General features: G+C 66.4%; 8 protein-coding genes and 5 pseudogenes. 8 read left to right on the plus strand and 5 right to left on the minus strand.

Annotated elements, in window-relative coordinates:
• The first annotated feature begins 40 nt into the window (after nucleotides 1-40).
• Nucleotides 41-1,256: pseudogene (locus OHB13_RS00390) on the plus strand (IS110 family transposase).
• On the opposite strand, the gene OHB13_RS00395 reads toward OHB13_RS00390, so the two are convergent.
• Nucleotides 1,223-1,738, minus strand: a complete 516-nt coding sequence (locus OHB13_RS00395) for a hypothetical protein (RefSeq protein ID WP_328380184.1) — start codon at nucleotides 1,736-1,738, stop codon at nucleotides 1,223-1,225. The pseudogene OHB13_RS00390 and the gene OHB13_RS00395 sit on opposite strands and share 34 nt — an antisense overlap.
• A 122-nt stretch (nucleotides 1,739-1,860) precedes the next feature.
• Here OHB13_RS00395 and OHB13_RS00400 point away from each other — a divergent pair, with 122 nt between their 5' ends.
• Together OHB13_RS00400 and OHB13_RS00405 are read left to right on the plus strand one after the other, a co-directional pair.
• The gene (locus OHB13_RS00400; RefSeq protein WP_328374676.1) at nucleotides 1,861-2,511 is read left to right on the plus strand and encodes a hypothetical protein; all 651 of its coding nucleotides are present in this window, start codon (nucleotides 1,861-1,863) and stop codon (nucleotides 2,509-2,511) included.
• 959 nt (nucleotides 2,512-3,470) lie between these two features.
• Nucleotides 3,471-4,300 (plus strand): annotated as a pseudogene (locus OHB13_RS00405) (IS5 family transposase).
• A gap of 25 nt (nucleotides 4,301-4,325) precedes the next feature.
• On the opposite strand, the gene OHB13_RS00410 reads toward OHB13_RS00405, so the two are convergent.
• A complete protein-coding gene (locus OHB13_RS00410; protein ID WP_328374641.1) occupies nucleotides 4,326-4,631 on the minus strand; it encodes a DUF7677 family protein in 306 nt (101 codons plus the stop codon).
• Between the two features lie 645 nt (nucleotides 4,632-5,276).
• On the opposite strand from OHB13_RS00410, the gene OHB13_RS00415 reads away from it, so the two are divergent.
• On the plus strand, nucleotides 5,277-6,332 hold the full coding sequence (locus OHB13_RS00415; protein ID WP_328374678.1) for a hypothetical protein: 1,056 nt from the start codon (nucleotides 5,277-5,279) through the stop codon (nucleotides 6,330-6,332).
• 440 nt (nucleotides 6,333-6,772) lie between these two features.
• Here the strand turns inward: OHB13_RS00415 and OHB13_RS00420 are convergent, their stop codons facing one another.
• Both OHB13_RS00420 and OHB13_RS00425 read right to left on the minus strand, forming a co-directional pair.
• A complete protein-coding gene (locus OHB13_RS00420; RefSeq protein ID WP_328374680.1) occupies nucleotides 6,773-7,510 on the minus strand; it encodes a hypothetical protein in 738 nt (245 codons plus the stop codon).
• A 313-nt stretch (nucleotides 7,511-7,823) separates the two neighbouring features.
• Nucleotides 7,824-8,426, minus strand: a complete 603-nt coding sequence (locus tag OHB13_RS00425) for a TetR/AcrR family transcriptional regulator (protein ID WP_328374682.1) — start codon at nucleotides 8,424-8,426, stop codon at nucleotides 7,824-7,826.
• A 106-nt stretch (nucleotides 8,427-8,532) separates the two neighbouring features.
• On the opposite strand from OHB13_RS00425, the gene OHB13_RS00430 reads away from it, so the two are divergent.
• Nucleotides 8,533-9,702 (plus strand): alpha/beta hydrolase family protein, encoded by a 1,170-nt coding sequence (locus tag OHB13_RS00430; protein ID WP_328374684.1) that lies wholly within the window; start codon nucleotides 8,533-8,535, stop codon nucleotides 9,700-9,702.
• A gap of 853 nt (nucleotides 9,703-10,555) precedes the next feature.
• A pseudogene (locus tag OHB13_RS00435) lies at nucleotides 10,556-10,947 on the plus strand (IS110 family transposase); the annotation flags it as partial.
• 73 nt (nucleotides 10,948-11,020) lie between these two features.
• On the opposite strand, the gene OHB13_RS00440 reads toward OHB13_RS00435, so the two are convergent.
• Entirely contained in the window at nucleotides 11,021-11,632 is a 612-nt protein-coding gene (locus OHB13_RS00440; RefSeq protein WP_328374686.1) for a dihydrofolate reductase family protein, read from the minus strand.
• 152 nt (nucleotides 11,633-11,784) lie between these two features.
• On the opposite strand from OHB13_RS00440, the pseudogene OHB13_RS00445 reads away from it, so the two are divergent.
• Together OHB13_RS00445 and OHB13_RS00450 are read left to right on the plus strand one after the other, a co-directional pair.
• Nucleotides 11,785-12,698, plus strand: a pseudogene (locus OHB13_RS00445) (IS982 family transposase).
• An 18-nt stretch (nucleotides 12,699-12,716) separates the two neighbouring features.
• Nucleotides 12,717-13,620, plus strand: a pseudogene (locus OHB13_RS00450) (transposase); the annotation flags it as partial.
• Nucleotides 13,621-14,172 lie beyond the last annotated feature (552 nt).

Consider the following 14,172-nt stretch of genomic DNA (forward strand, 5'->3'; position numbering starts at 1 on the left):
ACGAGGCCGGGAAAGCACGACCTCGTAAGGGATCAGCGTGATCGACACCGGAGATGTGGACGCCTTCCTCGGCCTGGACGTCGGCAAGGGCGAGCACCACGGAACCGCTCTGATGAGGGGCGGCAAGCGGATCTTCGACAAGCGGTTGCCGAACAGCGAGCCCAAGATGCGGGCCGTGCTGGACAAGCTCACCGCCAAGCACGACACGGTCCTGGTCGTGGTCGACCAGCCCGCCTCCACCGGCGCCCTACCGCTCGCGGTCGCCCGGGACGCCGGATGCCGCGTCGCCTACCTGCCCGGCCTCACGATGCGCCGGATCGCCGACCTCTACCCCGGCGAGGCCAAGACCGACGCCCGCGACGCGTTCGTTATCGCCGACGCCGCCCGCACCATGCCGCACACCCTGCGCGGCATCGAGCTCACCGACGAGACCATCGCCGAGCTGGAGATGATCGTCGGCTTCGACGACGACCTGGCCGGCGAGGCGACCCGCATCGCCAACCGGCTGCGCGAACTGCTCAACCAGATCCACCCGCACCTGGAGCGTGTGCTGGGGCCGCGGCGCGACCACCCGGCGGTCCTCGCCCTGCTGGAACAGTTCGGTTCCCCGGCGGCCCTGCGCAAGGCCGGACGCCGTCGCCTGCTGAACATCGCCCAGCCGTTGGCCCCGCGCATGTTCGAGCGCCTGGTCGAGGACATCCTCACCGCGCTCGACGAGCAGACCGTGATCGTCCCGGGCACCGAGGCGGCCGCGCTGATCGTGCCGAGCCTGGCCGGCTCCCTGCGAGCGGTCCTGGATCAGCGCGGGCTGCTGGAGAAACGGATCGAGGAACTGCTGGACGAGCATCCGCTGTCCAAGATCCTGACCTCCATGCCCGGCATCGGGACCAGGACCGGGGCCCGGGTCCTGATCGACGTCGGCGACGCGAGCGCGTTCCTGACCGCCGCCCGCCTCGCCTCATACGCCAGACTCGCCCCCGCGACCCGCTGTTCCGGCTCCTCCATACGCGGCGAGCAACCCTCCCGCCGCGGCAACAAGCAGCTGAAACGGGCGTCCTTCCTAGCCGCGTTCGCCTCACTCAACGACCCCGCCTCCCGGACCTACTACGACAAGAAGATCAACCAGGGAAAGTGCCACACCAAAGTGCCACACCCAAGCACTCCTCTGCCTGGCCAGACGCCGAGTCGACGTCCTGTTCGCCATGCTCCGCGACGGCACCTTCTACGAGTCCCGGCCCGCAGCGGCCGACAGTTGAACTCCACGGGGATCTGCCAGCAGCACCACACGGTCCGCCGCTGGATCGAACCCGAGCACCAGGTTTCCCCAGTCGCCCTCCGCAGTCATCCGCACGGGCTTGCCCAGCCGGCGTCCGATCGATCCCAGGAAGCCACACAGGATGTCCACCCCCTCCTGGCCCTGCAGTTCCCGAAGGTCGACATCGAAATCGATCTCACCTGACGACATCGGCCAAAAGTTCGCCAGCACGCCCGCAACAGGCCACACCCGGACCATGGCTGTGTCCGCGTCGGCAGGACGCGACAACACCGCCTCCGCCGAGGGCAACGGCACCAGGACATCGTCTTCCCAGTACTCCCACACCCACCCGCACGACCGGACCAGGTCAAACACCGACTGCCAGTCCTCGACCGAGGCTCCCTCCACGCAGACGTCCGGCAGAGCGCCCATCAGGTCAGGGTCGAAGAACTCCTTGACGTTGTCCCACAGCAGATCCGGCATGCCGCCATGCTGCCTGCCGGGGCCACCCGACCGCAGCCCGATTTCCTTGGCGAACCCCATAGAGGCACCCCCCGGAAAAAAATTGCTGGGCAGGCCGGACCGCCCGAGGTGAGAATGACGCGGTGCTGATCGTGAATGCCGTCCTGGAGACCCCGGACACCGTTGACTTCTCTTTCTGGCCGGTGGTTGACCTGCCTCCGTACCAGTTCATGGCTCTGTCGGGCAGTATGTCCCCGCTCGAAGTCGGCACCGCGCTGGCCATGCTGGCTGGCTACAACTGGCTGGCAAATGGCGACGATCGCCCCCTGACGGACGCCGGCGAGGCGATTCGCCACCTGCTGGAGACAGACAAGGTCATCGCACCAGGAGGCTTGCGCATCCACGACACACGAACCACCGTCACCGTCCGGCCAGGATGTTGTTGCGGCCTGGAGGACTGGCGCGAGTGGCTCGACGTCGCAAACGGAGAGACCCTGTGGCTCGGCCATAACCCTTCACCAAGGCTTGAGCACGCCGACAAAGTCGTGCGCCTGTGGCCGGACGGAGCAGACGCTCAAGAAAATCCTTCCGGGCTGCCCATCGAGATCATGATGGGTGACCTACCGGGAATCCTGCAGACCGTGCAAGAGGGACTGCAAGGCTTTCTCTATCTCACCAAGCAGTGGGCCACTTGCCACGTTCCGACTCTCGCCGAAGACCTGGCAGCCAGACTCGACGAAGATCTGGCCATCAGCGCACCACTGCCAGATACCAGCGGCCAACACGCAACGTAACCGATTACGAAATCTGTGCCAGAGCCCAAAGGGGTTCTGGCACAGATCTTGGGGAGCGGTCGCGGAGCGTCACGGGGGAGGCAGTGAAGCCGATCCGGAGGTTCCTGGTCGGCTTCGTCGCTCGGGACAACCGGCCGGGCAGTGTCCGCAGCTACAGCTTTGCCCTACTGCGTTGGTGGCGCCGGCTCCGGGTGGTCCAGGTCGAGTGGGACCGGGCGACGTCCGCCGAGGTGCGTTACGAGCTCTCAGGATGCGTTCAACTTCATGTCAGTTCCGGGCTGTCGAGTCCGGGCAAGGAGCGAACCGGTGATCCCCTGTGGATTCACGACGCCCGGTCTCTACTCTTCTCGCCGGCGCCGCCTCCGAAGCACCCTTCGGCCTTTGGTGGTTGATTCCTCCCTCAGCAGCGACATATAGACCAACACATCCGAGCGGCGGGAAGCGTCGCGGGACACTGCCAGCACACAGAGGCAGAGGGTCATCGCCAGTGGGCGGAGAGTGCCTCGTACGGCGCTGATGGCAGCGATGACCACCGTGATGGCGCCTGCCGAGTCAGGGAGCCCTGACAGCACGGTGAGGCCGTTCACTGTGTCCTCCTCGCGCCGCACAGGGCCAATTTCAGGGCGCTACCGGTGAACGGATTGCCTCCACCAGCAGCGCGCAGCGGTGTGCACTCGACCTGAAGGGGTACTGCTGAACCCCGATGGTATTGCCGATTCAAGATGCCTCCAGGTCCCTGTGACCGACCGTATGCCGGGCACGAACGTCTCACCGTTGGGCCGGCCTTCTGTCCGCAACCGGACGTGACCGTGCGCGGGCTTCCGCCGGTGGCGCCTCATGAGGCGTCTCCTCGCGATCTGCCCTACCGAGAACACTGCCGGATGCCCAACAGTGGGAGACATTGAATGGCGCTAGGCAGTGTCTTCAAATGATCACCGCTGGTGGATCATGGTGTCGTGATACGTCGCCATGAACTGTCGGATGCCGAGTGGGAGTTCGTCCGGCCCCTGCTGCCCAGGCCGCTGCGGGGTAGGAAGCGGCTGGACGATCGCATGGTGCTCAACGGGATCGTGTGGAAGTTCCGGACGGGGGTGGCCTGGCGGGATGTGCCCGACCGGTACGGTCCGTGGGCCACACTGCACACCCGGTTCCGGCGGTGGGCTCTGGACGGAACGTTCGAGCGAATGCTGCAGGCCGCCCAGGCCGGGGCGGACGCGGACGGGGACGTCGACTGGCTCGTGTCGGTCGACTCCACCGTCGTCCGCGCCCACCAGCACGCCGCCGGGGCACGAAAAGGGGGCTCCGCAGCCCCGCACTCGGACGTTCCCGAGGTGGCCTGACCAGCAAAATCCATCTGGCCTGCGACGGTGCCGGCCGTCCGCTCGCTTTCACGCTCACGGGCGGCAACACCAATGACTGCACCCAGTTCACTGCGGTGATTGAAGCGATACGAGTGCCTCGCATCGGCCCGGGGCGGCCCCGAGTACGACCCTCCCACGTGCTGGGCGACAAGGGCTACAGTTCCCGGGCCATCCGCACCTGGCTGCGACGACGCAGCATCGGTCACACCATCCCCGAGCGGGCCGACCAGGTCCAAAACCGGCTCCGGCGCGGCAGTCGCGGCGGGCGCCCACCGGCCTTCGACAAGCAGCGCTACAAGCAGCGAAACGTGGTGGAACGCTGCTTCAATCGGCTGAAGCAGTGGCGCGGCATCGCCACTCGCTACGACAAGACCGCGGAGTCCTTCCATGCAGCCGTCACTCTCGCGTCGCTCCTGATGTGGGCGTGATGTTCTGACGGTGAACGCCGGGTCATCAGAGATGGAGCTCCGTCTCCCAGGCATCGAAGGGCGGCTCGACCCGATAGCTCGGGTCGCAGCACACTCGGACCCACTGCGCGACCCGGTACTGCGCGTCTCCGTCGTTCAGCACCATGCCGTCGGTGTCGATTTGCAGCACATTGCTATAGATCGCGAAGACCTGTTCCAACGAGGAGCCGGAGTGAAAAACGGTCGAGCGATAGTCAAACCCTTCGAGCAGGTCCAGGTCGAGGGTGCCGTTCGCCAAGTAGAAAGCGAAGAGCCGGAGCGAAGCGCGCACGTCGACAGAAAGATGTTCCACCAAGGCATCATGCTCAGCTACCGCGCCATCTTGGCAAGATCTTTGAAGACACTGCCTAGGCCCCTGAAGTTGACGGCAGTTCCGCTTGCAGTGATCGGTCAACTCCACAAGACTTGACGGAGGTTGACGAACTTTACGGGGGACGGGTTGCCAGAGATCTCGATACTCAGCGTGGACAAACTACCCGAAGGCGCCCACCGTGATCTCGTAATGGCCCTTCAGGAGCTTCACCGTTCCGCGGGATGGCCAGGCCTCCGCAAGGTAAGCGAAACGATCAAGCTCGGCGACTTCGCAAGCACGCTCAGCCATGAGCGTCTGCGCGCCATCTTGCAAGGTCGCGGAGGGTTGCCGCGGTGGATAAATCTAGAACCCTCGGTGCGAGTCCTGGCAGGTTGGTGCCATCCCCGTCGAGATCCCGACATCGAGGCCGGGCGTTTACAGGCTCTTTGGTTTTCCGCTGCCGGCCACCCCAAACCCGTTACTTCAGAACAACCGAAACCAGGAATCCCCCATGCGGCAGTGGAATCCTTCGAATTCACACCAATAGCACTCTCCGCGGACGGACTGCCTGGACCAGGCCCTTCTGGGCACACGTCAAATACCCCCGCCAGTCTCACTAGGCCGGAACGCCTCCTGCGGCACGTCATGACATTGGAAGGCCAGGCCAGAGCCGGTGACATCCACGTGGAGCTCAGCAGGGCGGGAACCGCGTGGGATCTTGAAGAGGTGGGTGAGGCCGTCACCTACCTGCGTTCCATGCAGTGCGAGAGCTATGCCCTCAAGTTACTAACGGCGGCCGGCCAGTTGAGGCCCATCGCCGAAATCGCCATGCTCACGGAGCGCCTCGCGGAAAGTGGGCAATTACACGACGCAACCGTTGTGCTCAGGGCGGCCGGGATTCGGCGCCCCACGGAGGTGCCCTTGGCGCTTGTGGAACGCCTACGCGCCTCGGGACGTCGACAGGATGTGCGCGCCGTCCTGGCCGGCGCCGGCGCACAGCGTCCCGTTCTGCTCCTCGACGAGCTGCTCGCGATGCTCGAAGGCCGGGGCTATGGGGATGAGACGCGAATGGCGCTCAACGCCACAGTCAGTGAACGATCCCACGCCGAAATACGCGAACTGATCGACCTTCTCGACATTGCAGACCGAACTCCTCAGATTCAATGGATCCTGGATCGCATCGCTCGGGAATGGACGTCTGAACAAGTCGCCCAGTTCGTGAATGAACTTGGACCGGCTACCCGGTACGCAGAGGTGCACACTGTGCTGGACATCGTGGCAAGGCACACCAGTGTGAACGCTCTGCTCACGCTTACTGAGGCGCTGAGAAGCACAGGGCGAGGGGTCAGCGCCGACCACGTCTTTGCCGCTGCCGGACGTCACAGGTCTATCCAAGACCTGATGCTGATCATGCGGTGGTGTGCACAGCACGAGCGAGAAGTCAGTCTGCAGGTCCTCTTCCGAGGGGCGGACGAGGGAGGACGTAGACGCTTCTGGAAGGCCGTCAAAGTACTCCAAGGTCAGGCGCAATGGTTTCGTATCGATGCGAACGCCATGATCCAGCGAGCCGGCATCTCAACCGAGGGTCTGGCCTCAACAGCCGTGGAAACCTCGCCCGGTGTCTCTGCCGGCGGGAGCGAAGTAGCTCTTGGCAGGCGAACAGGTAATACGGAGTCCGACGCCGTTGTTGAGGATCGGTAACTCCAAAGCCTCATGCGTGACCGCCAGGTGCCGCCGTGCTCTCCATCCCGGCTACTCCTGCGGGCGCTCGGCGCCGTCCGGGTCCCGCAGCGGGCGCGGGTCGGGGATCTGCGGCGGAAGAAGGCATAGCGGCCCGGAAGTTGATGTGGTCGAACTGCAGGGGTGAGAGGCGGGCGAGGAGGTCGTCGGTGACAGGGAACCCGTCGGCGGCGAGCTGCTTGGCGGCTTGGTAGAGGTAGAGAGGTAGAGGCTGTCCCACAGGACGACCACGTTCAGGGCGAGTCCGAGGGCGCCGAGCTGGTCCTATCCGAACTGGCCCAGCTCGGTGGCGGGTCCGCCTGCGATCTGAAGTTCACGACGGCGAGTAGTCGTGAAGAATTTGGAGGGGGACGCGTTCCGTCGGGCGTGTCGATCGCGTCGTCCCCGTGCGCTTCGCGGTCCTACTGTGAGAACGCGTAGGTCCGGTCGGGGTCGAGGTGCAGTTCGTTGGGCCCGAAGCAGTCGGCCGCGAGGGTCGCGACCGGAGCGCCGCAGGGGCAGGCCCGGTTGAGTCCCTCGTCGCCTATCGGTCCGCAGCACCCAGTGCTGTTTTCCCAGTTGGGCAGGGGCTGGAGGCCGGCGGCGTCGTCGGGATGCAACAGCGCTGTGTGTCGCGTGCCGGCCGAGATGACGAAGCCCTCTTCGCGGCAGACTGCAGGGCCACGCGACTGAGTCGGCTTCGGGTCCTCTTGATCGTCCTGCACGACGTAGGGGGGTCCCCAGGGCTCTGCATCGATCGCGTAGTGGCCCCGCGGAACGGTGGAAGGTGCCTGGCGTGTCTCCTTGTCCCGGTTGCGCTCGTCGTCGGAGACGTCAGGGATGGCGGCAAGCTCGGCCAGCTCCGGCGTGATCGCGGTGCCGCACTTGGAACAGAGGAAGACAGTCATCCCCTCGTTGTAGTGCTCAGGACTGGTGTTTCGCATCCTCGTTTCGCTGCTCGGAGTCGCTATGCGCGACGACGCCACGGAATTGGGCTTGCCCAGGTTGACGGTGGTGTGGCGGGCTGCGAGGTCGCGCATGGCGGCGAACTTCTGCTCGGCGGCTGCGAGGCTGGCTTCGATCGCGGCGAACTCGCCGAGCCGGCCCTGTTCCTTGGCCTCCTGGAGCCGGTCTAGCAGGTTCGCGTGGATCTCCTTCAAACGGGGCATCTGCTCGGGATCGGGCCGCAGGACAGGGCAGCGAATGCACGCGTGCTCGTGGACGCAGGGGTGCCTACCTCGCGTGCGCAGGTGCAGAGGGCAACCTTCCGCAGCTCGAAGTGGGCCAGGAAGTCCTGCCACTCCTGCGCGGTGGGCTCGCGATACTCCTCACCGGGTCGCAGCAACCGACGGCGGGCGCTGAACACCGTGTGACCGGACCGGACCGGACCGCTCCCCAACAGCGGACCACGCGCCATGGCGTGCGCAGTCCCACTCATCGCCGTTCATGCTCTTCCAGCTCCCGAACGCCTGCCTAGCGGACGGCCGCTTTCAGCCCGGCTTCGATCACACGGGTGAGTGTGTCCAGGTACGCGTCATCGCTGTCGCCGTCCATGATCAGCATGCGGAAGCCCAGCGGCGCGATCAGCAGGTCTGCGGCCAGTTCCAAGTCCAGCGAGGCCGGGAGCTCGCCCCGATCGATCGCCGTCTGCAACATGGCGTGCACCGCGGCGCGGCGCGGTGCCGCCACGCTGGTGTGCACCACGTCCGCGAGCGCGCTCATGCGGCGGCTCTCGGCGAGCAGTCCGGGGCCGATGCCGCTGACCACCGGGTTGGCCAGTTGACTGCGGAGGCCGTCGAGGAACTCGCGCAGGTCGGTGCCCAGGGCTCCGGTGGCCGGAGTGGGCGGCAGTGCGTACTCCACTGCCTCTCGGACGAGTTCGGTCAGCATTTCCTCTTTGGATGCCCAGCGTCGGTAGAGCGCGGCTTTGCCCACACCGGCCCGCCGTGCGACCGCCTCCATGGACATGCGCTCGTAGCCGGTCTCGGCCAGCTCGTCGAAGGTCGCCTCGGTGATGGCCTCGGTCACTTGCTGCCGCAAGGCCGCGCCGCCGGTTGCCCTGCGTTCTGTCGCCATCCGGCAAGCATAAAGGAGTGGAACGGGTGCGTTCCGTTCGGTGATGGGTTAGCGTTGGCTCAACTAGACGGAACGGAACCGTTCCGTTCCAAGTGGAGGTGCTGGCGTGAAATTTCTTTACGACGACGAGTCCTTCTCCTTCGAGGCGCTGCGGGCCGCCGGTTACGCCACTTACGGTGGCGCCGAGCTCGGCGAGGTCCTGGTGACCTGCCGTCAGGTTCCCGAGGGGGACGAAGAGGCGTGGTCGGACCAGTGGGCCGCGACGGCGGCGCGGGTCGAGCGCATCGGCCGGGACGCGCTGGCCGCCGGACACCGGGTGAGTGCGCGGGAGGCGTTGCTGCGGGCCTCGAACTACTACCGGACCGCCGACTTCTACCGGCGGGCGGATCCGGCGAACGACATCGAGTCCGCGCGGCTGGCGAAGGCGTCCCAGCTGACCTTCGCGGACGCCGTCGCGCTGCTCGACGTCCCCGCTCGCGCCGTGCGCATCCCGTACGAGGGGACCACCCTGCCGGGCTACCTGTTCCTCGCCGACGAGTCGGGCGGGCGACGCCCGACCGTGCTCTATCACGGCGGTTACGACTCCACCCTCGAAGAGGGCTATCTCGCATTGGCCGCGGGGGCGTTGCGGCGCGGCTACCACGTCCTCGTCTTCGACGGGCCCGGCCAGGGAAGCACCGTGCGCGAGCAAGGCCTGCACTTCCGGCCGGACTGGGAGGCCGTGGTCACCCCTGCCGTCGAGTTCGCGCTCACCCTGCAGGAGGTGGACCCGGACCGGATCGCGCTCATCGGCACCAGCCTCGGCGGGTATCTCGCTGCACGGGCAGTCGCTTTCGAGCGTCGCATCGCTGCCTGCGTCCTGCACGACGGGGTCTACGACGTCCACGCCACGTTCGAGGCGGTCGCCCGGGCCGCGGCGGAAGTCCCCGGCGGCCTGGACACCGTGATGGCGCAGAGCGTTTCGGCGCGCTGGCTGGTCCGCAACGGCCTGTGGACCCTCGGGGTTTCCGACATGGACGAACTGGTCGAGGCTTTCCGCGCCTACACGTTGGAGGGAGTCGCAGAGCGAATCGCCTGTCCGACGCTCGTTCTGGAAGCGGAGAACGACCAGTTCTTCGCCGGCCAGCCGCAACGCGTCCTCGACGCGCTGACCTGCCCGAAGGAACTGATCTCTTTCCGTGAGGAGGAGGGCGGCGGCGAGCACTGCCACGAAGGCGCGGTCGCCCTGTGGCACCAGCGCACATTCGACTGGCTGGACACCGTGTTCACCGTGTGAGCCCTGAGGGCCAAGAAGATCAGCCGGTCGGGCCGCGCCTGGTCCTCGACGCCGTAACCCGGCTCCGCACCGATGGCCACGACATCGAATCCGTGCCCGACACGCCGCACCGACACCGCCGAAGAGGACGGAGAAAGGACGGAGAAGAGGTCTGAAATCCCCGTCCGTGACAAGCGAAGCCCCGCGGCAGGAGCACCCGGGGCCGCTGTTCGCTCTCAACAGGCCGGGCAAGGTCACTGACTTCTTCTTCCATCAACCGAACACTCTGCGCTTCCCGCTCGGTTGGTCACCCGAGTGGACGGGGCTCTGTCATGACGAGGCATTCGCAGGTGACAATGCGCAGTTCACGGTTCGCGGTTCGGCCGTCGGGACTCCACTCTGAGGACCAGGAGCGACGTCAAGGGCCGTACTACCCCCGGCGCCCTGCACGCCGGGGGCAGTACGGCCCATCCAGTGCAATCGGGTCGAACGTCGCCGGTCGGGAGGCAGTCCCGCCCACGACGGGGCCCAGGCTGGTGACCGCGCCCTGTCGCGGGTACGGCGCGGGCAGCCCACCCACGGTCGGTTCCGAGCCCATGGGGCGCGTTGAAGGTGACAAGGGCATACGGGATGTGCCCCCCATTACCGTCTTCGTAGTCCCGCAACGGGGCTACCGGCCTTCGGAGTTGGCATGACTACCTCCCCTTGTCGAGTGCATGGCCCGGGGGGTGTCACCAGCTTCGAAGGCACTGACAGACCGCTAATTAGAGGCATGACCACCGGCTTCTTCGCAGGTCGGGAGGCTCTTTGTAATGAGGATGTGGCAGTCAGTGCCGTGGCAGGGCCGGGTGAACAGCACCGAAGGAACCACCACGTGATCGACATCAGCGACATCGACGTGTTCCTCGGCCGGGACGTCGGCAAGAGCGAACACCACGCCACTGCCATCACCCCGCCGGGAAGAAGGCCTTCGACCGGCGCCTGCCCAACAGCGAACCCAGGCTCCGCGAGGTCTTCGCCGAACTGCAGGCCAAGCACGGCACCGTCCTCGTGGTTGTCGACCAGCCGGCCTCCATGGGAGCCCGGCCGCTGGCCGTCGCCCGGGACATGGGCTGCTCGGTCGCCTATCTCCCCGGACTGACTATGCGCCGGATCGCCGATCTCTACCCCGGCGAAGCCAAGACCGACGCCCGCGACGCATTCGTCATCGCCGACGCGTCCCGCGCGATGCCGCACACGCTGCGGTCAGTCGACCTAGATGATCAATTCCAAGGGGTCAGCGGATGCTCGGGGGAGATTTTGCGTCCGGCGACCCGTTTCGATCAGTCCGGTCCGGCGGCTACGCGTCGGCCCCGTACGTCCCGTACTTCGGAAGGCCCGTCGACTCGTAGACGTGCACCGCAATTCCGCTCGGCGTCGTCTCGTTGTGCAGCAGGCGCAGGCCGGCCGGGGTGCCGCCGTCCGGAAACAGGTGTCGTCCGCTGCCCACGACCACCGGGGCGATCGCGAGCCGCAGCTCGTCGATCAGGCCGGCGGCCAGCAGGGACTGGCCGAGCCGGGCGCTGCCGTGGATCTGGAGCTCACGGCCGGGCTGCCGCTTCAGTTCGGCGACCTGGGCGGGGATGTCGCCGGACAGGATCGTGGTCGGCTCCCACCCAGCCTTGGGCAGGCTCTGGGAGGCGACGTATTTCGGCAAGCCGTTCAGAACGCGGGCGTTCGGGTGGTCGGTCATCTCCAGCCAGTCTCGAGCGAAGTTCTCGTACGTGCGGCGGCCGAACAGAAACGCGTCCGCCTTGCCGAGCCAGGTGGCGGCCACCCGGTCGAATGCCTCGTCCAAGTGCGGCACGAACCAGCCGCCCTGGGCGAACCCGTCGCTGGTGTCCTCGTCTGGGGAACCGGGCCCCTGGGAGACGCCGTCCAGCGACAGAAACTCCTGCAGTACCAACCTCATCGCGCACCACTTCTCTCTCGGGCAAGGAGACATTCGTCCCCGCCCTTTCAGACTTCGTGACGTGCGGAAACTCATCGGTCACCCCGCAGCGCATCCTCGGACAATCAAAGGGTGTCTGCGGAGACGTGGACGAGGGTGTCCAAGATCGTTGTGTGACGAACAACCTGGACACCCTCGCGACAGCACTCTATGTGAGGACCGACGATCTGCTAAAGGAGCGACCGGAGTGGGCTCCGTGGCGGCCGACTGTAGGGATCGCGCCGCAGCTCACGGAAGCCGAGCTGGTCACCCTCGCGATGATGCAGGCCATGCTCGGCTTCACCTCCGAGGCCAGGTGGCTCCGACACGCCCGAGCCCACCTGCGGCACCTCTTCCCGTACCTGCCGCAGCAACCCGGCTACAACAAGCGGCTGTGCAAGGCCGCCGAACTGCTCCGCCGGGTCACCCGGATCCTGCCACCAGCACCTCGGTATGGACCGACGACGTGTGGATCGTGGACTCCACGCCCGTGGAATGCGGCCGTTCGCGGGAGACCGTTAAACGCTCCGACCTGGCCGGATGGGCCGAGTACGGCTACTGCGCCAGCCACAGCCGCTTCTTCTGGGGCCTGCGCCTGCACCTGGTGTGCACCCTCCAGGGCCTGCCCGTCGCCTTCGCTCTGACCGGGGCCAAGGCCGACGAACGCGAAACCCTGCTGGACCTGCTCGCGGCCGAACCGCACCTTGCCGCCGTCCGGCCCGGCCAGACACTGATCGGCGACAAGAACTACTTCGGCCGCGACTTCGAACGTGAACTTGCCCAGCTGGAAATCCAGTTGCTACGGCCGACCCGCAAGGGCGAACGGCAGCGGCCCGGCGGATACCTGTTCAAGCCGTTGCGGCAGGTCATCGAGTCGGTCAACGAGACCTTCAAGGGACAGCTAGACCTCGAACAGCACCGAGGGCGCACACCCCGCGGTGTCATCGTCCGCGTCATGCAGCGCATCCTCGCGGTGACCGCTGTCATCTGGCACAACGACCGCACCGGACGATCCACCCTCCGCTCGCTCACCTCGTACGATCACTGACCCCTTGGAATTGATCATCTAGACGACGAGACCATCGCCGAGCTGGAGATGATCGTCGGGTTCGACGACGACCTCGTCGGCGAAGCGAACCGCCTCTCCAACCGGCTGCGCGGGCTGTTCACGCAAGTCCACCCGCACCTGGAACGGGTAATCGGCCCGCGCATGCAGCACCCGGCCGTCCTGACCCTGCTCCAACGGTTCGGGTCCCCGGCCGGAATCCGCCAAGCCGGCCAACGCCGGGTCACCACCCTGATACAACCGAAGGCCCCCCAGGGTGGCGGCCCGCCTGACGGAGGAGATCTTCACCGCGCTCGACGAGCAGACCGTCGTCGTTCCCGGCACGGACGCGGCCGCACTGATCGTTCCAAGCCTCGCCCGGTCGCTCGCCGCGGTGCTGGATCAGCGCGGGCTGCTGGAGAAACGGATCGGGGAACTGCTGGCCGCACACCCTCTTTCGCAGGTCCTGACGTCGATGCCAGGAGTCGGCGTCAGGACCGCGGCCCGCCTCCTCATCGACGTCGGCGACGGCGACGGCGACGGCGACGGCACCAAGTTCCCCTCCGCCGCCCACCTTGCCGCCTACGCGGGTCTCGCCCCGGCAACCCGCAGCTCGGGCACCTCCATTCGCGGCGAACAACCCTTCCGCAGAGGAGACAAGCAGCTCAAACGGGCCTTCGTCCTCTCCGCGTTCGCTGCCCTGGGCGACCCTGCATCCCGCGCCTACTACGACAAGAAGATCGCCCAGGGCAAACACCACACCCAGGCCCTGCTCTGCCTCGCCAGACGCCGAGCCGACGTCCTGTTCGCGATGCTCCAGGACGGCACCTTCTACGAACCCCGCACCCCAGGCGACGGTTGCATGAACAAGCCCACAGAGACGTCGATGCAGATCAACACCTCGAGACGTCCGCCCATGCCGTGATAACTGCGGCGCCCCGACGGACAGCTTCTTCCGGATCCCGGGCAAGCTTCCCGCAGGCCGCTGCGACGTCCGGCACACTGCCCGGTCCCACGAGAGCGTCATGCACCCCGGTCTGCAGCCAGTCGGACTGATTGTCGTCAGCCTCGGCAACCGCGAGAGCGACAAGCCTGATGGCAGCCACCGTCCCCACCTGGGTCAAAGCCTCTGCAGTCCGCCGGGTCACCGCCGTGTCCTCAACGTCCAGCAGCAGCCCCACCAACGCCTCCGCAACCTCAGAAACATCAGCGGAAGAAGCAAGATCACGCCCGGCGCGAACACGTTGCGCCCATGAAGGAGACGACGCCTCAGCCAACGCTGCCTTCAACCCACTCGTCATCTCTGGCATGACCAGACAGTCTCACGCTCCACAGAGAAGATCGAACCTCAGGCCGAGGCCACCCAAACGCTTGACGAAGAACATAGAGGCCCCCCGACCCCCACTTCCTGACCCAGCAAGACCCCAACGACAGGCCCTTGGCGTCAGACACCCGGGCCTGTCCCCCGGCGACCCGT

It is taken from the genome of Streptomyces sp. NBC_00440, from assembly GCF_036014215.1.
In the GTDB taxonomy this organism is placed as follows: Bacteria; Actinomycetota; Actinomycetes; order Streptomycetales; family Streptomycetaceae; genus Streptomyces.